Raw genomic sequence first — 21967 nt, 5'->3', positions numbered from 1 at the left:
AGCCGCGGCCAGGGCGGCGTCGGAGCTGTCGGTCATGACAGCATGTCCTTCGGATCGAAGGTGATCGTGAAGTTTTTCCATGTGTCGTACTTCTCCGGCGGAAGTTGCAGCGGGGAACAGTTCGGCGATTTCAGTGCCCGCAGGGCGGACTCGGCGGCGGACCGGTAGAACGGATCGTTCTGCATCCGCGACGTATCCACCACCTTGGAGGACCGCACGGTGCGGTCCGGATTCATCGTGACTTCGATCTCGACCACCAGGTTGGCGGCGTTCTTGGCGCCGGCCGGCACCAGCCAGCAGCTGCTGATCTGCTGGCGGATCGCGTCCATCTCCGAGACCGAGAGCTTCTGGTTCGGATCGAAGCTGGAATTGCGTGCGGTCGTCTTCGAGTCGGGCATCGGCGACGGCGGCGACTCGGCCGCCGGCTTCGGCGCGTCCTTCTTCAGGTTCTGAACCGTCTTCAACACGTTGAGGAAGTTGTCCGCCTTCTTCTCCGGCTCCTCCTTCTCAGGAGTCTTCGGCGCTTCCTTCTCGGCGACCTGCTTCGGGCGCTCCGGCGGGGTCGGCCGGGTGACCGGGACCGGTGCCGGCGCCTGGTCCTCGACGCGCTCGACCTTCGCGACTTCGGGCTGCTCGGGCTTCGGCACCTCCGGCTTGGGCACGTCCGGCTCGGGCTTCTCCACGGGGATGGGTTCCGGCTTTTCCGGCTCGGGCTTCGGCGGCTCCGGCTTGGTCGACGGTACGGGCACGGGTTCGGCCTTCACCGCCGGGGCCGGCTCGGGCGGCGGCGCGGCCTTGGCGGCCTGGGTCGGCGCCGGGGCAGGTGCGGGCTTCGCGGTCTCCTTCGGGGCCGGCGGCGGCGGCGGTGTCGGCTTGGCCGCCGGCGGGGGTGGCGGCGGCGGGGTGCGATCCGGCTGGGACGCGGAGTCCGGCGGCGGCGGCGGCGTCTTGTCCGGCGTGGTCTTCTCCACCGGCGGCGGCGCGTTCGTGACCTCAGCGACGGTCACCACGTCGACGACCACCAGACGGTTCTCGATCAGCTCCTCGCGGGCAAGCTTCGGCAGGCCGAAGACGGCCAGCGCCAGCACTCCGGCGTGCAGCAGGATCGAAAAGATCAGAGCCACGTTCATGTTCGCTCGTCACGCTCCTCGTTGGGCCGTCACCGGTCCGGCACGACAAGGTCCATCCGCGGACCCTGCGATCCGGCCGTCAATTGGCGCCCGCCGACTCCTCCGGAAGCTCCGCCAGAAGAGCGACCCGGGAGAACCCGGCAGAACTGATCTGGCCCATGACCTCCATGACGGATCCGTAGGCAATAGACTTGTCGCCACGGACAAAAATTCTGAGATCGGGATTCGCACCCGACACCGCCATCAGCTTCGGGACCAGCTCGTCGCGGGAAATGGCGGTCTCCTGCAGGTACAGGCTGCCATCGGCCCGGACGGTCACCACCAGCGGCTCGACCTCGTCGGTCAGCTGGGCCGCTTTGGTCTTGGGCAGGTCCACCGGCACGCCGACGGTCAGCAGCGGTGCCGTCACCATGAACACGATCAGCAGAACCAGCATCACGTCGACGAACGGCGTGACGTTGATCTCGCTCAGCGGCGGGTTCCGGCGACGGCGGGAGCCGTGCCCGGTTCCCCGTTTGATGAGTCCGCCGGCCACGTCCTACCGTCCCTCGTCCAGCTGCCGCGACAGGATCGAGCCGAACTCGGTGGCGAATCCCTCCAGCCGGCCGGAATACCGGGCCAGATCGCTGGACAGCTTGTTGTAGGCGACGACCGCCGGGATGGCCGCGACCAGGCCGAGGGCGGTGGCGAACAGCGCTTCCGCGATGCCCGGTGCTACGACCGCGAGGCTGGTGTTCTTGGAGGCGGCGATCGCCTGGAAACTGTTCATGATGCCCCAGACCGTGCCGAACAGACCGACGAACGGCGCCGTGGACCCGACCGAGGCGAGGAAGGTCATGCGCTTCTCCAGCGCCTCCATCTCCCGGTTTATGGTCAGATTCATGATCTGGTCGAGCCGGTCGCGCAAGCTGGCGCGCAGGTCGTTGGACCGCTGGGTCAGGCCCTTGGCCGCCGAGCGGCGCCACTCGCGCATGGCCGAGGAGAAGATCGACGACATCGGGTCGGCCGGGTGGCTGCCCATGCGGTCGTACAGGTCCTCCAGCGAACCGCCGGACCAGAATGCGTCCTCGAACTCATGGGCGCGGCGGCGCATGCGGCGCATCTTCAGGATCTTCTCGAAGATGATCGCCCAGCTCCAGATCGACGCCACGACAAGGAGCAGCATCACCACCTTGACCACAGGGTCGGCCTGCATGAACAGGCCCCACATGCTCATCTCGTGGGACAGGGCCACGGCGGGCGCCGCAAGTCCCGGCGTCGCCAGACCCGAGGCCGCGTTCTGGGTCGTATCGACCACCGCTTGTGCAAGTTGCTCCATCGACTTCCTCTTCCTCGCTGCCGATGCCCGGCCGTCAAGTCCGTAACCTCAGGCCGGGGCACCGCCGCCGACCAGATCCCGTATTCTCTGGGGCAGCCGTACCGGCCGCCCCCGCTTGTTCACCCCGGCGATCACCAGGTCCAGCACCACCAGGGGCTCGGACTCGCCCTGGCGGACCACTTCCTGCACCGCCTCCAGCGCCGCGCCGCGCACCCCGGTGATCCGGGTGACGACTTCCAGGGCATCGTCGAGCACCGCCGGTGCGCGGTAGTCGACGGTGCAGCGCCGCACCACGAAGGCGAAATCCTCCTGCTCGCGCATCTCACGCTGTTCGACCCCGCCGGCGCGGAGGAATTCCGTCCGCGCCCGCTCGGCATACCGCAGATAATTGGCGTGGTAGACCACCCCGCCCGCATCCGTATCCTCGTAATAGACACGCACGGGGAACCGGAAGGGATCAGACATCGTCCTCCCCTCGGCCGAGCAGGTCGAGTTGCGGCTCGATCGCCTTCGGCGGCGTGAGGCCGAGATAGCGCCAGCCCGCCGCCGACAGGATACGACCGCGCGGCGTGCGCTGGATCAGCCCCTGCTGCATCAGATACGGCTCGATGACCTCCTCGATCACGTCGCGCTGTTCGCCCAGCGCCGCCCCCAGGGTCTCCGCCCCCACCGGGCCGCCGCCGTAGTTCTCGGCGATGCAGCCCATGTAGCGCCGGTCCATGGCGTCGAGACCGCGCTTGTCGATGTCGAGCCGGGTCAGAGCGGCATCGGCCAGGACCGCGTCGACGACCTTCTTGCCGGCGACAGCGGCGAAGTCCCGCACCCGGCGCAGCAGCCGGCCGGCCACGCGCGGCGTACCACGGGCGCGCCGGGCGATCTCGCCGGCTCCGTCCTCGGTCAGGCCGAAGGACAGCAGATCGGCCCCGCGCTTGACGATCCGGGTCAGTTCTTCCGGCTCGTAGAACTGCAGGCGCAGGGGAATGCCGAAGCGCTCGCGCAGGGGCGTGGTGATCAGGCCCGACCGGGTCGTCGCGGCGACGAGCGTGAACGGCGCCAGATCGATGCGGATCGATCGCGCGGCTGGCCCTTCGCCAATGATGAGGTCGAGCTGAAAATCCTCCATGGCGGGATACAGCACTTCCTCTACGGCAGGATTAAGGCGATGTATTTCGTCAATAAACAGGACATCGCGCGGCTGCAGGTTGGTCAGAAGGGCCGCGAGATCGCCGGCCTTGGCGATCACCGGGCCGGAGGTTGCGCGGAAGTTCACGCCGAGCTCGCGCGCCACGATCTGCGCCAGGGTGGTCTTGCCCAGCCCCGGCGGGCCGAACAGCAGGACATGGTCCAGCGCCTCGCTGCGCCCCCGCGCGGCATCGATGAAGACCTTGAGGTTCTCGCGCAGCTTTTTCTGGCCGGTGAAGTCGTCGAGGGTCTGCGGGCGCAGCGTAGTCTCCGCCATATCCTCCGGCAGCCGGTCGCCGTCGATCAGGCGGTCGCCATCCTCAAGCGCGGCGTCCTCCGCTTCCTCGTCCCAGTCGCCGCTCATCCGGCCAGTTCCTTCAGCCCGCCGGTGATCAGCCGGTCGAGGGCCGCGTCGGCGCCGAGCGCCGCCTGGGCCACCTGCACCGCGCCATAGGCCTCGGCCCGGCCGTAACCGAGATTGACCAGGGCGGAGACGGCGTCGTTCAGGGTGTCGCCGCCGGCGGCCTTGACCGCCGCGTTGCGGGCCGCGGCCGGCGCATCGGCGGCGATCCCCAGCGCCACGTTGACGGTCTTGTCCTTGAGCTCGTTGACGATGCGCGTCGCCAGCTTCGGGCCGACCCCGTCGGCGCGGGTCAGCAGGGTGCGGTCCTGGGCGGCGATAGCGGTGAACAACTCGTCCGGCGACAGCACGGTCAGGATCGACAGCGCATGCTTGGCGCCCACCCCCTGCACCGTCTGCAGCATACGGAACGACGCCTTCTCCGAGCCGCTGGAGAAGCCGTAGAGGTGGATGTGGTCCTCGCGGACATGGGTCTCCACCTCGACCTTCACCGCCTCGCCCACATTTCCGAGCGCACTCAGCGTGCGGCCGGAGCAGAAGATCAGGTAGCCGACGCCGTTGACATCGATCACCGCCTGACCGTCGCCGGAGCCGTCGAGAATGCCCTTCAGGCGCGCGATCATGAGCCGCCTCCTCCCACCGGTTCCTTGGCGGCCGCTTCCTTGGCCAGCGCCGCCGCGATCGCCCGCTCCAGCCCCGGCGCCATGTCGGTGACCGCCCCGGTCTTGCGCGCCGCCACCCCGGCCGACTGACCGAAGGAGGCGCGCGACTGGACGTAATGGGCGTGGCAGACCGCCACGGCGAGGGCATCGGCGGCGTCCGGGCTCTTGATGGCGGCACCGGGCAGCAGGGTGGCGATCATCGCCTGCACCTGTTCCTTGGCCGCGTTGCCGGTGCCGACCACCGCCTTCTTGACCCGCTTGGGCGCGTATTCGGCGACCCGCAGCCCGGCCTTGGCCGGGGCGAGCAGCACGACGCCCCGGGCCAGCCCGAGCTTCAAGGTGCTCTCCGGGTTACGGTTGACGAAGGTCTCCTCGACCGCCGCCTCGTCCGGCTTGAAGCGGTCGATCAGGTCCAGGATGCCGTCATAGAGCTGCACCAGGCGGGTGGCGATATCGGCGCTGCCGTCGGAATGCACGGTGCCGTCGGCGACGTGACGCAGGCGCACGCCGTCGGTCTCGATCACCCCCCACCCGGTATTCCTGAGGCCGGGGTCGAGCCCGATCAGCCGCATGCGCGTCTCCGTGATGCCGCCTCCTGCAACCCGATTCCGGGATCAGGCGGACAGTTTCGCCATGACGTCGTCGGCGATGTCGAAATTCGCCGAGACCTGCTGCACGTCGTCATTGTCTTCCAGGGTGTCGAACAGCTTGATCAGCGTGCCGGCCTGGTCCTCGTCCACCGCGACGGTGTTCAGCGGCTTCCAGGTCAGACCGGCCGATTGCGGCTCGCCCAGCGTGGCTTCCAGCGCCTCGCGCACGGTGTTGAAGTCCTCCACCGGGCAGGTGATCTCGTGCTCCGCCTCGGTGCTCTCGGCGTTTTCGGCGCCGGCTTCGATCGCCGCCTCCAGCACGTCGTCGGCGCTGCCGACCTCGGCCGGGTAGATGATCTGGCCGACCCGGTTGAACATGAAGGACACCGAGTTGGTCTCCCCCAGGTTGCCGCCGAACTTGGAGAAGGCGGCGCGGACTTCCGAGGCGGTGCGGTTGCGGTTGTCGGTCAGCGCGTCGACGATCATGGCCACGCCGCCGGGGCCGTAGCCCTCGTAGCGCACGTCCTCCCAGTTGGTGTCGTCGCCGCCGCCCGAGCCCTTCTTGATCGCGCGCTCGATATTGTCCTTGGGCATATTCTCCTTGCGCGCGGCCGCGATCGCGGTGCGCAGCGCCGGGTTCGATGCCGGATCGTCGCCGCCGGTCTTCGCCGCGACCTGAATCTCGCGGGTCAGGCGGGTGAAGATCTTGGCGCGCTTCTTATCCTGCGCGCCCTTGCGGTACATGATGTTCTTGAACTGGGAATGACCGGCCATTTCCAAACGCTCCCGTCCGCGACCGTTCGTGGCGCGAATCGCTTCTCTATACCAGATGTAGGGGTTCGACGCACGGCTTCAGCCCTGTCGCCCCGGCACCGACGCGGCGCCGCGCGGGGGTGTAGCACAGGCGGGGGTGTGGGGTGAACTGCCTCGCGTTTTTCTCACGTCCGTCATCCCGGTTTGGCCCGGATTTGATCCGGGGCAAGGCCGGGACCGAGCACTCGACCGGACGGGCTGGGTCCCGGCCCGAGCCCGGATCATGTCCGGTCTCGTCCGGGATGACGTGGTAGTTGGATAGAGGACGTGCCCCCTCACCCCACCGGCATCGTCTCCGCCAGCAGCCCGCCGACCCGCACCGGTTCGGCGCTGATCGCCAGGCCGGTGCGGTCGTCGGTCACCACGAAAATCCCGCAGACCGTCGCCTCGCCGTCCGCCGCCTCGAGCCGCGGGGTCGGCAGCTTGGTGGTGAAGCGTTTGACCGGGTATTCCTTCTTCATCCCGATCACGCTGTCGTAGTCGCCGCACATGCCGGCGTCGCTCTGATACGCCGTGCCGTTGGCCAGCACCATGACGTCGGCCGTCGGCACATGGGTGTGGGTGCCGACCACCAGCGACACCCGGCCGTCGAAGGCGTGGCCGAAGGCCATCTTCTCGCTGGTCGCCTCGCCGTGGATGTCGAGCAGGATGAAATCCACGTCGCCGCCCAGCGCGGTGCCGTCGATCGCCTTCTCAACCGCGGCGAAGGGGTCGTCGAGCGGATCCATGAACAGCCGGCACATGGCGTTGATCACCAGCACCCGGCGGCCGTCGCGGGTCTCGTGCACCACCGCGCCCTTGCCCGGCGTGCCCGGCGGGAAGTTGATCGGGCGCACCAGACGGTCGTCGTCGGCGATGGCGTCGAGGATCTCGCGCTGGTCCCAGACGTGGTTTCCGGTGGTGATCACGTCGACGCCGACGTCGTAGAGCTCGCCGCAGATCTTGGCGGTGATGCCGAAACCGTGGGCCGAGTTCTCGCCGTTGACCACCACGAAGTCGGTCTTGAGGTCCCGCATCAGCGCGGGGAGATGATGGATGACCGCCTCGCGGCCGGACCGTCCGACGATGTCGCCGAGGAACAACAGGCGCACGTTCTACTCCGAAATATCGATGAAGCCGGCCTCGGTCACGAAGCCGTTCAGCAAGGCGTCATGCGCCCCGGCGGGCACCGCGTCGACCTCCTGGCCGGCGAAGGCGACGCCGATCGCCTGGATCGTCTGCCATTCGCGCAGGGCCGCGAGCGTGCGGTCGTAATAGCCGCCGCCATAGCCCAGGCGCCGTCCCCTTCGGTCGAAGGCCAGCAGCGGCACCAGCAGCAGGGTCGGGTAGACCACTTCGGCCTCGGGCCCCGGCTCCGAGGTGCCGTAGGGGCCGGGCACCAGCTCCTCGTCCGGCTCCCAGGCGCGGAAGATCAGCGCCTGCTTGTCGTCCGGCACGACAGGCAGGGCGATGCGGCAGCCGGCCGACCAGAGCGCGGTCAGGCAGGGCCGCGGGTCGATCTCGTCGCGCATCGGCCAGTAGCCGGAGACCACGGTCCCGGAAGACGGCGCAACCGCACCGGAAAGATGCATCGCCAGCCGGTTGGCCGCGTCGGCCGTGTCGGCGGCCAGCGCCTCGCGCTGGCGGGCCATGCGCTGACGCAGCTCGGCTTTGGCGCGGCTGAGTTCTTCGGGGTCGAGAATGGGATCGGTCATCACGGCTCTAGGGTCAGGTCGAAAGGATTCCCGCAGCCGCACGGCCTCTGAAGACACGCGGCCCGCTGGGCACATGCCCTAGGAAGTTCAGTGCGACGGAGCCGCCTCGGCCGTTGGCATTTGCATACCCTCTGTGGCCTGCATAGCAGGTGGGCGCCGCGATTCCGAGACCACGGTCCCGAAAGAGGCAGCTCCCTCAGAGAGATTATAGCCCCAGGGGTAAAGTGCGGCCTGACAAACCGCGCCGCCCCGTCGCTGATCCCAACGTAAACCCGGACCCGGCAAATTCAAGCGAAGATGTAGCTGTCAGTGCGGTCGGCATCGAAGACGGCACCGGGGGAAGGCCACGAAACGGCGGTTCAGGCGCCTTCCAGGCGGCCGGCGATCCGCTCGATCCGCTCGGCCAGACCCTCGATGGCGAGCGACATGTCCTCCAGCTCGTTGGGCGAGAACTCCTCGTCCCCCTCGTCGACCTCGTTGGCGGCATCGCGCAGGTCCATGAGCTCGTCGGCCACCAGCAGGCTGGCCATCACCAGCAGGCGGGTGTCGCCGACCTGGCCGACCTGTTCCACCATGTCGGCCACATGGGCGTCGACCATCTGGGCCAGCTCGCCGAGCCGCTTCTCCTGGCCGTCCTCGCAGGCGATGCGGTAGGACTTGCCGTTGATGCTGATATCGACCTGGGCCAAGGATCAGGGCTCCAACACGAGTTTGAGCTGACCGATCGCCTTGTCGAGCCGCTGCTCGACCTGATCGGCCGCCTTGGAGAGTTTGGCGTAATCCCGACGCACTTCGGACAACTCGCCCGTCACCGCGGAGCCGTCTCCACCGGATTCGTCGAGTCCTTCGAGCGCCTTTTCAAGACGGGAGACCGCCTTGTCCAGCCGTTCACGTGCCGCATTCAGCCGAGACATTCCCGCCGTCCTGGTCCGCCAATCCCGTCCACCGCCGGCGATTCGTCGCCCGAAACCCGCGATGTACCCCCTGAAACGAAGGAGTTAAGTCCCGTCCTTGAGGTGCCGTATGATATCCGCCGGTCCCACCTACCGTCAATCGAACCGGCATGTGGGGTTCCGCACCCCGCATATATTGCGCCTCGGAGCCCCCGGCCCGCTTGACGGAGCGTCGATGCCTCGGCATGTTCCGCGCCACCGAGGCGCCGGCGGTCGCTGGACGCCCGCCAAAAGCCCGCGAACCGTACCATGACCGCTTCCGCACCGATTTCCGGCGCCGCCCTCTCGGACGGTGACCACGCCAGCCTCGCCAGCGCCATCCGCGCGCTTTCCATGGATGCCGTCGAACAGGCGAAGTCGGGGCACCCGGGCATGCCGATGGGCATGGCCGACGCCGCCGTCGTCCTGTTCTCGCAGTTCCTGCGCTTCGATCCCCGCCATCCGGACTGGGCCGACCGCGACCGGTTCGTCCTGTCGGCCGGCCACGGCTCGATGCTGCTGTACTCGCTGCTGCACCTGACCGGCTATGGCGACATGCCGCTGGAGGAGCTGAAGAAATTCCGCCAGCTCGGCTCCAAGACCGCGGGCCACCCGGAATACGGCGCCGCCGCCGGCATCGAGACCACGACCGGCCCGCTCGGCCAGGGCTTTGCCAACGCCGTCGGCATGGCGGTCGCCGAGCGCCACCTGAACGCCCGCTTCGGCGACGACCTGATCGACCACCGGGTCTGGGTCATCGCCGGCGACGGCTGCCTGATGGAGGGCGTGAGCCACGAGGCCGCCTCGCTGGCCGGCCATCTGGGCCTCGGCCGCATGAACGTCCTGTGGGACGACAACAAGATCTCCATCGACGGTCCGACCGACCTGACCCTGTCCGACGACGTGCCGGCGCGGTTCGTGTCCTACGGCTGGCACGTGGTGTCCTGCGACGGTCATGATCCGAAGGCGCTGGCCGCCGCCATGGCCGAGGCCGCGGCCGATCCGCGCCCGTCGCTGATCGCCTGCCGCACCACCATCGGCTTCGGCGCCCCGACCAAGGCCGGCAAGTCCTCCTCCCACGGCTCGCCCCTGGGTGCGGAGGAGATCGCCGGCACCCGCGCCGCCATCAACTGGCCGCACGGCCCCTTCGAGATACCCGACGCGGTCACCGAGCTCGGCCTGTCGCTGGGCGACCGCGGTGCGGACGCCTACGATTCCTGGACCGCTCACCTCGCCAAGTCGGGCAAGAAGGACGATTTCGAGCGCGCCCTGTCCGGCGCCCTGCCGAAGGAACTGGCCGAGGCGATCAACGCCCACAAGAAAAGCCTGAGCGCCGAGCAGCCGAAGCTGGCCACCCGCGTGTCGTCGCAGAAGGCGCTGGAAGTGATCGCCGAGGTGGTGCCGGAGCTGCTGGGCGGCTCGGCCGACCTGTCGGGCTCGAACAACACCAAGGTCGGCTCCCAGGAGATCCTGGACAAGTCGAACTACGGCGGCCGCTACCTGCATTACGGGGTGCGCGAGCACGCCATGGCCGCGGCGATGAACGGCATGGCGCTGCATGGCGGCGTCATCCCCTATGGCGGCACCTTCCTGGTGTTCACCGACTATTGCCGCCCGTCGATCCGGCTGGCCGCCCTGATGGGCATCCGCTGCATCTTCGTCATGACCCACGACAGCATCGGCCTGGGCGAGGACGGCCCGACCCACCAACCGGTGGAGCATCTGGCCGCCCTGCGCGCGATCCCGAACCTGGCGGTGTTCCGTCCGGCCGACGCGGTGGAGACCGCCGAGGCCTGGCAGCTTGCCCTGCAACGGGTCTCCGGCCCGAGCGTCCTGGCGCTGACCCGTCAGAACGTGCCGACGGTGCGCTCCGAGCATTCCGAGGCCAACCTGTCGGCCAAGGGCGGCTACGTGCTGGCCGAGGCCGAGGGCGCCCGCAAGGCGACCCTGATCGCCACCGGCAGCGAAATCGAGATCGCCATGGCCGCCAAGGCCCAGCTCGACGCCGAGGGCGTGCCGACCGCGGTGGTTTCGATGCCGTCGCTTGAACTTTTTGCCGCTCAGGATCCGTCCTATACCAAGGAGGTGCTCGGCTCCGGCGTACGCGTGGTGGTGGAAGCCGGTGTGCGGCAGTGCTGGGACCGCCTGCTCGGCGAGAACGGCGTCTTCATCGGCATGTCCGGTTTCGGCGAGTCCGGCCCCTATCAGGAGCTGTACGCGCACTTCCGGATCACGGCCGGCGACGTCGCCGGTGCGGTAAAGGCACGGATCTAGTGGTGTTATTGGCGTCGATCTGACCCATATCCCCACCTGACAATCAGTTATGTGACGACACTCGGAGGAGAGAGACGATGGCCACGAAGGTTGCGATCAACGGGTTTGGACGGATCGGCCGCCTCGTGTTGCGCGCGCTGTACGAATCGAAGCGCGACGATATCGAGGTTGTTCTGGTGAACGATCTGGGCCCGGTGGAGAGCAACGCCCACCTGTTCCGCTACGACACCGTGCACGGCCGCTTCCCGGGCAAGGTGACCACCGGCGAGGACTGGATGGATATCGGCCTCGGCAAGATCAAGGTGACCGCCGAGCGCGACCCGGCCAACCTGCCGCACAAGGATCTCGGCGTCGACATCGCGCTGGACTGCACCGGCATCTTCACCAAGCGCGAGCAGGCCGCCAAGCACCTCGAGGCGGGCGCCAAGAAGGTCGTCATCTCCGCCCCGGCGACCGGCGCCGACCTGACCGTCGTCTATGGCGTGAACCACGACCAGCTCACCGCCGAGCACGAGGTCATCTCCAACGCGTCGTGCACCACCAACTGCCTCGCCCCGGTGGCCTTCGTGCTGAACAACGCCATCGGCATCGAGCGTGGCTACATGACCACGATCCACGCCTATACCGGCGACCAGCCGACCCTGGACACGCTGCACAAGGACCTGCACCGCGCCCGCGCCGCGGCCCAGTCGATGATCCCGACCTCCACCGGTGCGGCCAAGGCCGTCGGCCTGGTGCTGCCAGAGCTGGCCGGCAAGCTGGACGGTACCTCGGTGCGCGTCCCGACCGCGAATGTCAGCCTGATCGACTTCAAGTTCGTGCCGAAGCGCGACACCAGCATCGAAGAGGTCAACAAGGCGATCTCCGATGCTGCCAACGGTCCGCTGAAGGGGATCCTCGGCATCAATGACGAGCCGCTGGTGTCCACCGACTTCAACCACGACAGCCACTCCTCGACCTTCGATCTGGGCCAGACCCAGGTGATCGAGGGCAAGATGGTCCGCGTGCTGTCCTGGTACGACAACGAGTGGGGCTTCTCCAACCGCATGCTGGACACCACCGCTGCGCTGGCGAAAACCCTCTAAGACACGAGCGATCCGAGGAGAGCACCCATGAAGATCACCCAGAAGGTCAAGAAGATCCTGGATTGCTACGAGAGCGACAATCCCGGGACCAAGGCCAACCTCGCCCGCATCCTGATGCAGGGTAAGCTCGGCGGCACCGGCAAGGTCGTGATCCTGCCGGTCGACCAGGGCTTCGAGCACGGCCCGGCGCGCAGCTTCGCGCCGAACCCGGAAGGCTACGACCCGCACTACCACTACAAGCTGGCGATCGACGCGGGCCTGAACGCCTACGCCGCGCCGCTGGGCATGCTGGAGGCCGGAGCCGACAGCTTCGCCGGGGCGATCCCGACCATCCTGAAGGTCAACTCCTCCAACAGCCTCGCCCGCGACAAGGAAGGCCCGTCCCAGGCCATCACCGGCTCGGTCGGCGACGCCCTGCGTCTGGGCTGCTCGGCCATCGGCTTCACGATCTACCCGGGCTCGGACTCCCAGTTCGAGATGATGGGCCAGATCCGCGAGATGGCCGAAGAGGCGAAGGCTTTCGGCCTCGCCGTCGTCATGTGGTCCTACCCGCGCGGCGGCGACCTCTCGAAGGAAGCCGAGACCTCGGTCGATGTCTGCGCCTATGCCGCCCACATGGCGGCACTGATGGGCGCGCACATCATCAAGGTCAAGCCGCCGAAGGATGGCATTGGCCTGGAGGCCGCCCGCAAGGCCTATGAGAGCAACGGCATCCCGACCTCGACCCTGGCCGAGCGGATCAAGCACGTCATGCAGGCGAGCTTCAACGGCCGCCGCATCGTGGTGTTCTCCGGCGGCGACGCCAAGGGCCTGGACGGCCTGATGGAAGAGGTCCGCGGCCTGTACGAGGGCGGCGCCAACGGCTCGATCATCGGCCGCAACACCTTCCAGCGCCCGCGCGACGAGGCCCTGGCGATGCTCGACCAGATCATCGACATCTACAAAGGCAAGTGAGCCAAGCCTCAATGGCATCCGAACTGTACCTGATCACGCCGCCGCGTCTTCCCGACGTGGCGGCGTTTTGCGAGGACCTGGCGGCCGCACTCGACGCCGGCCCGGTCGCCTGCCTGCAGCTCCGTCTGAAGGACGTGGAGGACGACGCCATCCTGCGCGCCGCCGACGCGATCCTGCCGGTCTGCCACCAGCGCGGCGTGCCGCTGCTGATGAACGACCGCCCGGATCTGGCGATCACGTCGGGCTGCGACGGCTGCCATGTGGGCCAGTCGGACACGCCCTATGCCCAGGCGCGCAAGCTGATGGGCCCGGGCGCGCAGATCGGCGTGACCTGCAAGAACAGCCGGCACCTGGCCATGGAAGCCGGCGAGGCCGGGGCCGACTACGTCGCCTTCGGCGCCTTCTTCCCCTCCTCCTCCAAGGACGAGACCACCATGGCCTCGGTTGAGGTTCTGGAGTGGTGGGCGGAGATGATGACCGTGCCCTGCGTCGCCATCGGCGGCATCACCCAGCAGAACTGCGCCCCGCTGGTCGAGGCCGGAGCGGATTTCCTGGCGGTGATCAATGCGGTCTGGGGATACCCGGACGGTCCGGCCGCCGGGGTGAGAGCGTTCGAGGCGGTGCTGAAGGGCTGAGGCCCTACTTCTCGCCCTTATCTCCGTCCAGGCCCTCGGACAATTTAGGGAAGTTGCCCATCATCTGCTTGGCCCAGTCGAGCTGTTCCGGCTCCTCGGCCTTGGCCGGCGCATCCTTGTCCTGGTGCTTCTCGCTGCCTTCGAGCGTCTCGATCGCCTGGGAGCGGATGCGCGCCCGGTCGTCCACATTCATGTGGTCGAACTTGTCGCGGGCCGTCTCATAGTCGCCGCCCCCGCCTTCCTCGGCGACCTTGGCGATCGCCTCGTAGACGTCGTTGCGGCCGACCACCTCCGCGGTGGCGTCGGCCAGCACGGTCAGGCTGCGGCGGGTACTGTTGTCGAGCCTATCGGTCTTACCGGGCGCACGGGCCATGGGTGGGAGCCTCCCAAATCACCGGGTCGAGTTGATATCAAGTGTACACCTACAACCGAGTATTCGCAGCAAACATCTGAGACTCCACACTTTGTCGGCCCGACACGTATTTGTGATCCATGCCCGGTCAACCCGAAGGTCGACCGGCGATCCCTTCCTGGTTCCGGGAGACGCCCGCGGCGGGGGGCAAAGCGTGGACACCGCGCGCCCCGCCTGATACAAGCCGCCGCGATTTCCGGCACTTCTTTTCGCGGACGGGACTTCAATGAAGATCAACGGCAACGCGGTGCGTATCGGCAATGTGGTCGAGCACCAGAACCGGCTCTGGGTCGTCACCAAGACGCAGGCGGTGAAGCCCGGCAAGGGCGGCGCCTTCAACCAGGTCGAGATGAAGGACATTCGCAGCGGCACCAAGCTGAACGAGCGCTTCCGCGCCGACGAGCAGGTCGAGCGCGTGCGCCTCGAACAGCGTCAGGCGACCTTCCTGTATGCCGATGACGACAACCTGCATTTCATGGACGGCGAGACCTACGAGCAGATCATGGTCAAGACCGAGATGGTCGGCGAGCAGAAGGCCTTCCTGCAGGACGGCATGGCCGTGACCATCGAGTCCTACGAGGAAGAGCCGCTCTCGGTGACCCTGCCCGACACCGTCGTGATGCAGATCGTCGAGGCCGACGCCGTGGTGAAGGGGCAGACCGCCTCCTCCTCCTACAAGCCGGCCGTTCTGGAGAACGGCGTGCGGGTCATGGTGCCGCCGCACATCGAGTCCGGCACCCGGATCGTGGTGAAGCCGGAAGACTCCACCTACGTCGAGCGCGCGAAAGACTGAGTATCGGCGGCCCGGCCGGACCGGGTCCCGCATCCAACCATCGAGGATCTGCCCATGGCCGTCCGCTCGGCCCTGTACAACGTCGTCTTCAAGGCCTGCCAGAAGGCAGCCCGCAGCCTGCGCCGCGACTTCGGCGAGGTCGAGAACCTGCAGGTCTCCAAGAAGGGACCGGCCGACTTCGTGTCGACCGCCGACAAGCAGGCCGAGAAGCTGCTGTACGAGGAGCTGAAGCACGCCCGGCCGAAATACGGCTTCCTGATGGAGGAGTCCGGCACCGTCGAGGGCACCGATCCCAACAAGCAGCGCTGGATCATCGACCCGCTGGACGGAACCCTGAACTTCCTGCACGGCATTCCGCATTTCGCCATCTCGGTCGCCCTGGAGGAAAAGGGCGAGATCATCGCCGGCGCCGTCTACCAACCGCTGACCGACGAGTTCTACTGGGCCGAGAAGGGCGCCGGCGCCTATCTCAACGACCGCCGCCTGCGGGTCTCCGGACGCCGCAACATGCAGGAATCCGTGATGGCCACCGGCATTCCGGTCACCGGGCTCGGCGGCGACCACAATACCTTCATCGCCCAGCAGCTTGCGGTGATGGGAGCGACCGCCGGCGTGCGCCGGTTCGGGGCCGCCGCCCTGGACCTGGCCTGGGTCGCCTCGGGCCGCTTCGACGGGTACTGGGAACACAAGCTGAATCCGTGGGACATCGCCGCCGGCATCCTCCTGGTGAAGGAGGCTGGCGGATACGTCAGCGACTTCGCCGGCCGCACCGAAGTCCTCGAATCGGGCGATGTTGTTGCCGCCAACGACGCGCTGCACGCGCCTCTGTTGAAGCTTCTGCGCGGCGCGAAGTCCGCATAAAGCGCGTCCCCCTGCCATTTATAGTGATTTAGCCGCCGCTGCGACTCGGCGGCGCTGTTGTCGGACTCCCCACCTCTGGTATAACCGGCGGGCAATCGCTGGTTCGGGAGGAACGATGCGGGGACATCGCGCGCACGTCGCACTGACGCTTATCGCCGCCGCCATCGCCGCCACGGGCGGGTCCGCTCCGCTGCGGGCGCAGACGGTCACGAGCCCATACATAGAGACCAATCCGAACGTTACGGTCGATCTGAGCGTACTCGACGGCTATGGCGGGTCCGCCGGAACCATGCCGGGCTACGCGCCGCCGATGCCGTCTCCGGGCGCCTATCCGACGCCGGGCGTGACGACCGGGGCGCCGAACAACGTCCCCACATTCCTGGTGCGGCCGGATGCGCCGCGCTACGCGGCCCCGCCCCCGGCGGTCCAGGCGCTGATCCAGGGCCGCAGCGGCAGCGCACCGTCGCGCTCGGTCGCCGCCGTGCCGCGGGCCTCCGCCTCTACCCCGGCGCCCACCCAGGCGCCGGAGCTGCGCCAGCCCACGCCGCGCCCGTCCAGTTCCTCGACCGCCGCGTCGAACACCGCCGTGCCGAAACCGGTCACGCCGAAGCCGCAACCGCAGCAGAGCGCATCGGCCGCGCCGACACCGCCGCCGCCGCCGGCGGCGCCCTCGGCTAGCAGCAGCGCCGGCGCCACGCCGCCACCCCCGCCGCCGAGCGAGCCGAAGCCGACCCGTAGCGCCTCCGCGGCCCCACCGCCTCCGCCACCGGCCGTGCCGAAGCGGCAGGAGGCAACGCCCGCCTCGGCCCCGGTGGCCACGACCTCGAGCCCGGCGCCGCAGCCGTCGTCGCAGAGCGCCAGCGGCGACACCACCCGCATCGCCTTCCCCGGCGGCCAGTCCCAGCTTCCCGGCGACGCCGCGGCCAAGCTCGATCCGGTCATCGCCAAGCTGAAAGAGGACAGCGGGCTGCGCCTGCAGCTCATGGCTTATGCCAACGGCGATCAGGACGGCGCCAACAAGGCCCGCCGTCTGTCCCTGTCCAGGGCTCTGGCCGTCCGCGCGTATCTCATCGACAACGACATCGCCAGCACGCGCATGGATGTCCGCGCCCTCGGCAATCGGGCCGATGACGGTCCGGCCGACCGGGTCGATCTCGTCGTCATAAACCGCTGATCGATGGCCTGACCGCCACCGGCTCCGTCCCCGGGGGCCGACGAAGAAAAGGACGTACCGCCTCGTGACCGATCCGCGTCGCTATCTGGTCCGCATGATCATCTTCCTCGTCGCGGTTCTGGTCGTGGCGGGCGTGCTGTTCGGAGCGCTGATCGACGCCTTCATGGCCAACCCGGCCCTGAACGGCGTGATCCTGGGTGTGGCGCTGATCGGCATCCTCTTCGTCTTTCAGCAGGTCTTCCTGCTGGCCCCGGAAGCCTCCTGGATCGACAGCTTCCGCAACAACATGTCGATGCAGCGCGATCCGGTGCTGCTGGCGCCGGTGGCGACCCTGCTGAACGAGCGCCAGTCGAGCGGCCGGCAGAGCACACTCTCGGCCATGTCGCTGCGCTCCCTGCTGGACAGCATCAGCGTGCGTCTGGAGGAGTCGCGGGACATCTCGCGCTATCTGATCGGCCTGCTGATCTTTCTCGGCCTGCTCGGCACGTTCTGGGGCCTGCTGCGCACGGTGGGCGCGGTGAGCGAGGTGATCAACGGCCTGTCGATCGAAAGCGGCGATCTCGGCACGGTGTTCTCGGACATGAAGGCCGGCCTGCAGTCGCCGCTGTCCGGCATGGGCACCGCCTTCGCCTCCTCCCTGTTCGGCCTCGCCGGCTCGCTGGTACTGGGCTTCCTCGACCTGCAGCTCGGCAAGGCGCAGAACCGGTTCTACAACGAGCTGGAGGAGTGGCTGTCGAGCTTCACCCGCCTGGGCGGCTCCTCGATCATCGGCGACGGCGAGCATTCCGCCACCGCCTACCAGCAGGCGCTGATGGAGCAGACGGCGGAGTCCCTCGACAAGCTGCAGCGCATCATGTCGCGCGGCGAGGACGACCGGCGCAGCAACAACGCCATCATGGTCGCCCTGGTCGAACAGCTCCGCGAGTTGACCGACAAGCTGGACACCGACCGGGACATGCTGCACCGGATGGTCTCCGCCCAGGACGACCTGCGGCCGGTGCTGTCACGGCTGGCCGATGCCAGCGGCGGCGGACGCGACGAGATCGTGCGCAGCCACCTGCGCAACATCGAGGCCTATATGGCGCGGATGCTGGAGGACAGCGGCAACGGCCGGGCGCAGATGACCGAGGAACTGCGGGGAGAGATCCGGCTCGTGGCGCGTACCATCGCGGCACTGGCCGAGGAAGAACGGCGGGACTGATCCATGTCCGCGCTGTCCCGCCGACGCAATCGGGATACCAACACGTGGCCCGGCTTCGTCGACGCGCTCGCGTCGCTGCTGATGGTGATCATCTTCGTCCTGATGATCTTCATCGTCGCCCAGTTCTACCTCACTCAGATCCTGTCCGGTAAGGACGAGACCCTGGCGCGGCTGAACCAGCAGATCTCCGAGCTGTCCGACCTGCTGTCGCTGGAGCGCGAGGCCAACGCGGAACTGCGCGTGACCGTCGCCCAACTCTCCGCCGAATTGCAGACCTCACTGTCCACCCGCGACCGGCTCAGCGCCCAGGTCGATCGCCTGACCGCGGCCCAGTCGACCCTGGAGAGCCGGCTGGCGGAGCTTACCCGCGAGCGGGCCGTCCTGCAGGGCCGCATCGACAGCCTGGAGGCGGGACGCACCGGCGTCGACGCGCGGCTGCTGGAGGTGCTGAAGGAGCGCGACGCCCTGCTGGGCAAGCTGGCCGAGACCGAGCAGAAGGAGCGTATCGCCACCTCCGAGCGCGACGCCATCGCCACCGATCTCGACCGGGCGCTGGAGGTGGTTCAGGCCAACCGCGAGACCATAGAGCTGCAGCTCAAGGACCTGGAGCGCCTGCGCCGGGATCTGGCCGCCCTGCGCAAGACCCGCGACGACCTGGAGAATCAGGTCTCCAGCCTCGCCGCCCTGCGCGAGCGGCTGCAAGCCGATCTCGACACCGCCGAGCAGTCGGTCGAGGCCCTGCAATCGGATCTGGAGGTGGAGCAGAAGACCGCGGAGGAGCTGCGCGCCGAGCGCGCGGCACTGGAGGCCACCCGCCAGGCCCTGCGCGAGGAGCTTGCCGCCGCCGCCAACAGGATCGCCGAGCTCGACCAGAACCTCGGCGCCGAGCGCGACAGGACCAAGGCCCTGGAGGCGAAGCTCGCCGACCAGACCGAGCGCACCCTGCTCGCCCAGCGCGAGATCGAGCAGCGCGATATCCGTCTGGAGGAGCTGTTCAGCGAGCTGAGCGCGACCCAGGAGACCCTGGTCCAGACCCGCAGCGCGCTGAGTGCCGAGGAGGAGGTCTCGAGCGAGGCCCAGCAGCAGGTCGAACTCCTGAACGCCCAGATCGCCGCCCTGCGCCAGCAGCTCGCCCGGATCGAGAAGGCGCTGGAGATCTCCGAACAGGAGAACGAGGAGAAGCGGTCGCGCATCGTCGACCTCGGCAAGCGCCTGAACGCCGCGCTGGCCACGAAGGTGCAGGAGCTGGCGCGGTTCCGCAGCGAGTTCTTCGGCCGCCTGCGCGAGGTGCTGTCCGGCCGTCAGGACATCCGCATCGTCGGCGACCGCTTCGTCTTCCAGTCGGAGGTGCTGTTCGAGTCCGGCTCGGCCGAGATCGGCGAGAACGGCCGCGAGTCCCTCGCCCAGCTCGCCAGCACCCTGCAGGAGATCGCCGGGCGGATTCCCGACGACATCAACTGGATCCTGCAGATCGAGGGTCATACGGACACCGTGCCGATCTACAACGAGCAGTTCGCCAACAACTGGGAGCTGTCCGCCGCCCGGGCGATCTCGGTGGTCGAGTTCCTGATCGAACAGGGCATTCCGGCGAGCCGTCTGTCGGCCACCGGATACGGCGAGTTCCAGCCGATCGACACCGAGAACATCAACCGCAACCGGCGCATCGAGCTGAAACTGACCCAACGTTAGAAGAAATTGCCGACTGCCCCTTGCGCAAACCCACCCTCTCGGGTAATTACCCGCGTTCTGAAATGCACCGGCGACCGTTGGGGCGCCTCGACGACGTGACGGGAGAGACCCGATGAAAGCCGATATCCATCCGGACTACCACGAGATCAAGGTCGTCATGACCGACGGCACCGAGTACATGACCCGCTCCACCTACGGGAAGCCGGGCGACGTGCTGAAGCTGGAAATCGACTCCAAGTCGCATCCGGCCTGGACCGGCCAGCACCGCATCGTCGACAGCGGCGGTCAGGTCGCGCGCTTCAACAAGCGCTTCGCCGGCCTCGGCATCTGATCCATACGGAACGACGGTTTACGGACGGCGGCCTTCGGGCCGCCGTTTTCGTTTTCAGGACTTGATCATGATCGGCGGCCGCCGCCGATGCGGTCGTCCAGGCGCGACACCCGCTCGAACAGGCGGCGGCTGCGGGTCAGCAGGCTGCGCAGCTCGTCCGAGATCTCGGGGTCCTGCTCGGCATCCGTCACGGAGCAGACGTCATGCCCGTCGAGCCGGTTGCCCGGGTCGCGGGCGGCCTCCGGCGGCAGCTCGCCGGCATGGATCGCCTTCTGCACCATCAGCCAGGCCAGACATTGCGACAACCGGGTGGTGACCCGCAGCGCCTCGCAACTCGCCCGCGTGCGGCCGCGCGAGGGCGGCATCCGACGGGGATAACCGGTTCTGCGGCTGCGCTCGGCGTGGCTTCGGGCCTGCTCCAAAAGGTCCATGACCTCCCGATACGGGCCGTCGAGGACCACGACCGCAGCAACCGCGGTCCTTTGGTTAATTTGTTGCGTCATCAAAACAAGTATGGGGCAGGCCGAGTGGATGTCCAACCCGAGATACCCCTCTTGAACTGAAATTATGCTGTGCCTATCTGGATAGTCGCCGGGGCGCCGATGATCGGGTCCCGGCAGTGAACCGCCCGGCCAGTATGGCGGGCATGGGTCTGAAACCACTTCGCTTCTGAGGAGGATGTGGCATGCGTACGATTGATTTTACCCCCGTTTTCCGGTCCACGGTCGGCTTCGACCGCATGGCGCGGCTCATGGATGACATGATGCGTGCCGGCGATGCCGCCAACGTTCCGGCCTACCCGCCCTACAACATCGAAAAGCTCGGTGAGGACGACTACCGCATCACCATGGCGGTCGCCGGCTTCGGTGAGGGCGACCTCGACATCACCGTGGAAGACACCACGCTGGTGATCTCCGGCAAGGTGGAGAAGACCGAGGAGGAGGCCAACCGCAGCTTCCTGCATCGCGGTATCGCCACCCGCGCGTTCGAGCGCCGCTTCCAGCTCGCCGAGACCATCAAGGTGGTCGGCGCCAGTGTCGAGAACGGCCTCCTGCACGTCGACCTCGTCCACGAGGTTCCGGAGGAGAAGAAGCCGCGCAAGGTCGAGATCGCCAGCGGCGTGTCGACCAAGCGCCTGGAGGGCACGCAGGCCGCCTGACCGGCGCCCCGCCTCTGACGAACGAGGCCGGCTCCCGAGGGAGCCGGCCTTTTTCATGCCCGGAACTGCCGCTGGATCAAATACGGCCTTAATAGACGTAGGCGGCGAGCTCGCGCTTGATCGCGCGTTCCATGGCGGTGGCGAAATCGCGTGCGGTCGCCTCGACAAGATCGTACCAGAGCCGCTCGCGGTCGTTCAGCGACGCGTTCTCGGCGATGGTCTTGGAGCGTTCCGCTTCGGCCAGCGCCTGACCCAGGCGGATGCCCGCCCCGTCGAACAGGTCGAGCTTGCCCGCCATCGCCACGGTATAGCGCTCGGACTGATCGGTGGTGAAAGCGCCCTTCAGACCGGTGGTGGTCTTCAGCCGCTCCTCCACGATGCTGCCCTGGCGGATCGCCATGACCGCCCGGCCGGCGCTGCCGCCGGCCTGGAGCACGTCACGCGCCCACCGCTCCATCGCGGCGGCCGGGGCGACGGGGGCCAGATGTTCGACATTCGGCGCCGTCATCGGCGGCACCACCTCGTCGACGATCTGCAGGGTGCCCACATTCAGCCGGATCGGCTGCCGGTTCACGAAGGTCAGGTCCGGATAGACCGGGGTCGGGTTCGGCGTGGTGCAGGCCGGCAGCGAGCCGACGCCGGCGGCGGCCAGGGCGGAAATCATCAGAGTACGGCGGTCGAGGCGCATGGGGGCGTGTCCTCTTCTCGATCGGTGGA

26 protein-coding genes, 1 other RNA gene and 1 pseudogene are annotated in these 21967 nt (G+C 67.9%); 11 read left to right on the top strand and 17 right to left on the bottom strand.

All coding sequences use genetic code 11. From position 1 onward, the window contains the following. Positions 1-32: 32 nt before the first annotated feature. From G578_RS0109080 to G578_RS0109025, 13 genes and pseudogenes are all read right to left on the bottom strand, one after another. Complete coding sequence (locus tag G578_RS0109080; RefSeq protein ID WP_028793963.1) at positions 33-1130, bottom strand: energy transducer TonB; 1098 nt, start codon at positions 1128-1130, stop codon at positions 33-35. Between the two features lie 79 nt (positions 1131-1209). Next, positions 1210-1665, bottom strand: a complete 456-nt coding sequence (gene tolR / locus G578_RS0109075) for a protein TolR (RefSeq protein ID WP_028793962.1) — start codon at positions 1663-1665, stop codon at positions 1210-1212. Positions 1666-1668: 3 nt separating this feature from the next. Next, complete coding sequence (gene tolQ, locus G578_RS0109070) at positions 1669-2340, bottom strand: protein TolQ (RefSeq protein ID WP_038014659.1); 672 nt, start codon at positions 2338-2340, stop codon at positions 1669-1671. A 156-nt stretch (positions 2341-2496) separates the two neighbouring features. After that, positions 2497-2913: a tol-pal system-associated acyl-CoA thioesterase gene (ybgC, locus tag G578_RS25535; protein ID WP_038013939.1), complete on the bottom strand. Its 417-nt coding sequence runs from the start codon at positions 2911-2913 to the stop codon at positions 2497-2499. Next, the gene (ruvB, locus tag G578_RS0109060) at positions 2906-3994 is read right to left on the bottom strand and encodes a Holliday junction branch migration DNA helicase RuvB (protein WP_051244416.1); all 1089 of its coding nucleotides are present in this window, start codon (positions 3992-3994) and stop codon (positions 2906-2908) included. The genes ybgC and ruvB overlap by 8 nt, the downstream gene beginning before the upstream one ends. Beyond that, entirely contained in the window at positions 3991-4614 is a 624-nt protein-coding gene (gene ruvA / locus G578_RS0109055; RefSeq protein WP_028793959.1) for a Holliday junction branch migration protein RuvA, read from the bottom strand. The genes ruvB and ruvA overlap by 4 nt, the downstream gene beginning before the upstream one ends. A gap of 152 nt (positions 4615-4766) precedes the next feature. Continuing rightward, positions 4767-5225 (bottom strand): annotated as a pseudogene (gene ruvC / locus G578_RS25530) (crossover junction endodeoxyribonuclease RuvC); the annotation flags it as partial. Between the two features lie 42 nt (positions 5226-5267). Beyond that, positions 5268-6017 (bottom strand): YebC/PmpR family DNA-binding transcriptional regulator, encoded by a 750-nt coding sequence (locus G578_RS0109045; protein WP_028793958.1) that lies wholly within the window; start codon positions 6015-6017, stop codon positions 5268-5270. 314 nt (positions 6018-6331) lie between these two features. Next, positions 6332-7147, bottom strand: coding sequence for a TIGR00282 family metallophosphoesterase (locus tag G578_RS0109040; protein WP_028793957.1), 816 nt, complete (start codon positions 7145-7147; stop codon positions 6332-6334). Between the two features lie 3 nt (positions 7148-7150). Further along, the gene (locus G578_RS0109035; protein WP_028793956.1) at positions 7151-7750 is read right to left on the bottom strand and encodes a 5-formyltetrahydrofolate cyclo-ligase; all 600 of its coding nucleotides are present in this window, start codon (positions 7748-7750) and stop codon (positions 7151-7153) included. 94 nt (positions 7751-7844) lie between these two features. After that, a non-coding RNA gene (gene ssrS / locus G578_RS29045) (6S RNA) lies at positions 7845-8003 on the bottom strand. A gap of 106 nt (positions 8004-8109) precedes the next feature. Then, entirely contained in the window at positions 8110-8439 is a 330-nt protein-coding gene (locus G578_RS0109030) for a cell division protein ZapA (RefSeq protein ID WP_028793955.1), read from the bottom strand. Between the two features lie 3 nt (positions 8440-8442). Further along, entirely contained in the window at positions 8443-8664 is a 222-nt protein-coding gene (locus tag G578_RS0109025; RefSeq protein ID WP_028793954.1) for an ATP-binding protein, read from the bottom strand. A gap of 288 nt (positions 8665-8952) precedes the next feature. Here G578_RS0109025 and tkt point away from each other — a divergent pair, with 288 nt between their 5' ends. From tkt to thiE, 4 genes are all read left to right on the top strand, one after another. Further along, positions 8953-10956: a transketolase gene (tkt, locus tag G578_RS0109020; protein ID WP_028793953.1), complete on the top strand. Its 2004-nt coding sequence runs from the start codon at positions 8953-8955 to the stop codon at positions 10954-10956. Between the two features lie 77 nt (positions 10957-11033). Then, positions 11034-12041, top strand: a complete 1008-nt coding sequence (gene gap / locus G578_RS0109015) for a type I glyceraldehyde-3-phosphate dehydrogenase (protein ID WP_028793952.1) — start codon at positions 11034-11036, stop codon at positions 12039-12041. 27 nt (positions 12042-12068) lie between these two features. Continuing rightward, positions 12069-12995: a class I fructose-bisphosphate aldolase gene (locus G578_RS0109010; protein WP_028793951.1), complete on the top strand. Its 927-nt coding sequence runs from the start codon at positions 12069-12071 to the stop codon at positions 12993-12995. Positions 12996-13006: 11 nt separating this feature from the next. Beyond that, complete coding sequence (thiE, locus tag G578_RS0109005) at positions 13007-13630, top strand: thiamine phosphate synthase (protein WP_038013938.1); 624 nt, start codon at positions 13007-13009, stop codon at positions 13628-13630. 4 nt (positions 13631-13634) lie between these two features. Here thiE and G578_RS0109000 read toward each other — a convergent pair whose 3' ends face one another. Continuing rightward, on the bottom strand, positions 13635-14003 hold the full coding sequence (locus G578_RS0109000; RefSeq protein WP_028793949.1) for a hypothetical protein: 369 nt from the start codon (positions 14001-14003) through the stop codon (positions 13635-13637). A 265-nt stretch (positions 14004-14268) separates the two neighbouring features. Here G578_RS0109000 and efp point away from each other — a divergent pair, with 265 nt between their 5' ends. Beyond that, the gene (gene efp / locus G578_RS0108995) at positions 14269-14835 is read left to right on the top strand and encodes an elongation factor P (RefSeq protein ID WP_028793948.1); all 567 of its coding nucleotides are present in this window, start codon (positions 14269-14271) and stop codon (positions 14833-14835) included. A 54-nt stretch (positions 14836-14889) separates the two neighbouring features. After that, positions 14890-15696, top strand: coding sequence for an inositol monophosphatase family protein (locus tag G578_RS0108990; RefSeq protein WP_028793947.1), 807 nt, complete (start codon positions 14890-14892; stop codon positions 15694-15696). 402 nt (positions 15697-16098) lie between these two features. On the opposite strand, the gene G578_RS29440 is transcribed toward G578_RS0108990, so the two are convergent. Next, positions 16099-16515, bottom strand: a complete 417-nt coding sequence (locus G578_RS29440) for a hypothetical protein (RefSeq protein ID WP_169400840.1) — start codon at positions 16513-16515, stop codon at positions 16099-16101. Here G578_RS29440 and G578_RS29435 point away from each other — a divergent pair. The 4 genes from G578_RS29435 to rpmE all read left to right on the top strand — a co-directional run bounded on the left by G578_RS29435 (position 16508) and on the right by rpmE (position 20091). Next, complete coding sequence (locus tag G578_RS29435; RefSeq protein ID WP_038013937.1) at positions 16508-16870, top strand: OmpA family protein; 363 nt, start codon at positions 16508-16510, stop codon at positions 16868-16870. The two genes, G578_RS29440 and G578_RS29435, sit on opposite strands and share 8 nt — an antisense overlap. A gap of 64 nt (positions 16871-16934) precedes the next feature. Continuing rightward, a complete protein-coding gene (locus G578_RS0108975) occupies positions 16935-18071 on the top strand; it encodes a hypothetical protein (protein WP_028793945.1) in 1137 nt (378 codons plus the stop codon). A 3-nt stretch (positions 18072-18074) separates the two neighbouring features. Then, entirely contained in the window at positions 18075-19760 is a 1686-nt protein-coding gene (locus G578_RS0108970; protein ID WP_028793944.1) for a peptidoglycan -binding protein, read from the top strand. A 112-nt stretch (positions 19761-19872) separates the two neighbouring features. Continuing rightward, positions 19873-20091, top strand: coding sequence for a 50S ribosomal protein L31 (gene rpmE / locus G578_RS0108965; RefSeq protein WP_028793943.1), 219 nt, complete (start codon positions 19873-19875; stop codon positions 20089-20091). A gap of 65 nt (positions 20092-20156) precedes the next feature. Here rpmE and G578_RS0108960 read toward each other — a convergent pair whose 3' ends face one another. Further along, entirely contained in the window at positions 20157-20594 is a 438-nt protein-coding gene (locus G578_RS0108960; RefSeq protein WP_051244412.1) for a DUF1465 family protein, read from the bottom strand. Between the two features lie 182 nt (positions 20595-20776). On the opposite strand from G578_RS0108960, the gene G578_RS0108955 reads away from it, so the two are divergent. After that, positions 20777-21250, top strand: coding sequence for an Hsp20 family protein (locus tag G578_RS0108955; protein WP_028793941.1), 474 nt, complete (start codon positions 20777-20779; stop codon positions 21248-21250). 88 nt (positions 21251-21338) lie between these two features. On the opposite strand, the gene G578_RS25520 is transcribed toward G578_RS0108955, so the two are convergent. Continuing rightward, on the bottom strand, positions 21339-21938 hold the full coding sequence (locus G578_RS25520; protein ID WP_051244402.1) for a hypothetical protein: 600 nt from the start codon (positions 21936-21938) through the stop codon (positions 21339-21341). Between the last annotated feature and the right edge of the window lie 29 nt (positions 21939-21967).

The sequence above is a fragment of the Thalassobaculum salexigens DSM 19539 genome (genome assembly GCF_000423805.1).
GTDB lineage: Bacteria > Pseudomonadota > Alphaproteobacteria > Thalassobaculales > Thalassobaculaceae > Thalassobaculum > Thalassobaculum litoreum.
This window is presented reverse-complemented; position numbering and strand designations above follow the sequence as displayed.

Coding starts and splice junctions, on each gene's coding strand:
- G578_RS0109080 (WP_028793963.1), bottom strand. CDS start 1,130: ATGAACGTGGCTCTGATCTTTTCGATCCTGCTGCACGCCGGAGTGCTG.
- tolQ (WP_038014659.1), bottom strand. CDS start 2,340: ATGTGGGGCCTGTTCATGCAGGCCGACCCTGTGGTCAAGGTGGTGATG.
- ybgC (WP_038013939.1), bottom strand. CDS start 2,913: ATGTCTGATCCCTTCCGGTTCCCCGTGCGTGTCTATTACGAGGATACG.
- ruvB (WP_051244416.1), bottom strand. CDS start 3,994: ATGAGCGGCGACTGGGACGAGGAAGCGGAGGACGCCGCGCTTGAGGAT.
- ruvA (WP_028793959.1), bottom strand. CDS start 4,614: ATGATCGCGCGCCTGAAGGGCATTCTCGACGGCTCCGGCGACGGTCAG.
- G578_RS0109045 (WP_028793958.1), bottom strand. CDS start 6,017: ATGGCCGGTCATTCCCAGTTCAAGAACATCATGTACCGCAAGGGCGCG.
- G578_RS0109035 (WP_028793956.1), bottom strand. CDS start 7,750: ATGACCGATCCCATTCTCGACCCCGAAGAACTCAGCCGCGCCAAAGCC.
- G578_RS0109025 (WP_028793954.1), bottom strand. CDS start 8,664: ATGTCTCGGCTGAATGCGGCACGTGAACGGCTGGACAAGGCGGTCTCC.
- tkt (WP_028793953.1), top strand. CDS start 8,953: ATGACCGCTTCCGCACCGATTTCCGGCGCCGCCCTCTCGGACGGTGAC.
- gap (WP_028793952.1), top strand. CDS start 11,034: ATGGCCACGAAGGTTGCGATCAACGGGTTTGGACGGATCGGCCGCCTC.
- G578_RS0109010 (WP_028793951.1), top strand. CDS start 12,069: ATGAAGATCACCCAGAAGGTCAAGAAGATCCTGGATTGCTACGAGAGC.
- thiE (WP_038013938.1), top strand. CDS start 13,007: ATGGCATCCGAACTGTACCTGATCACGCCGCCGCGTCTTCCCGACGTG.
- G578_RS0109000 (WP_028793949.1), bottom strand. CDS start 14,003: ATGGCCCGTGCGCCCGGTAAGACCGATAGGCTCGACAACAGTACCCGC.
- efp (WP_028793948.1), top strand. CDS start 14,269: ATGAAGATCAACGGCAACGCGGTGCGTATCGGCAATGTGGTCGAGCAC.
- G578_RS0108990 (WP_028793947.1), top strand. CDS start 14,890: ATGGCCGTCCGCTCGGCCCTGTACAACGTCGTCTTCAAGGCCTGCCAG.
- G578_RS0108970 (WP_028793944.1), top strand. CDS start 18,075: ATGTCCGCGCTGTCCCGCCGACGCAATCGGGATACCAACACGTGGCCC.
- rpmE (WP_028793943.1), top strand. CDS start 19,873: ATGAAAGCCGATATCCATCCGGACTACCACGAGATCAAGGTCGTCATG.
- G578_RS0108960 (WP_051244412.1), bottom strand. CDS start 20,594: ATGACGCAACAAATTAACCAAAGGACCGCGGTTGCTGCGGTCGTGGTC.
- G578_RS0108955 (WP_028793941.1), top strand. CDS start 20,777: ATGCGTACGATTGATTTTACCCCCGTTTTCCGGTCCACGGTCGGCTTC.
- G578_RS25520 (WP_051244402.1), bottom strand. CDS start 21,938: ATGCGCCTCGACCGCCGTACTCTGATGATTTCCGCCCTGGCCGCCGCC.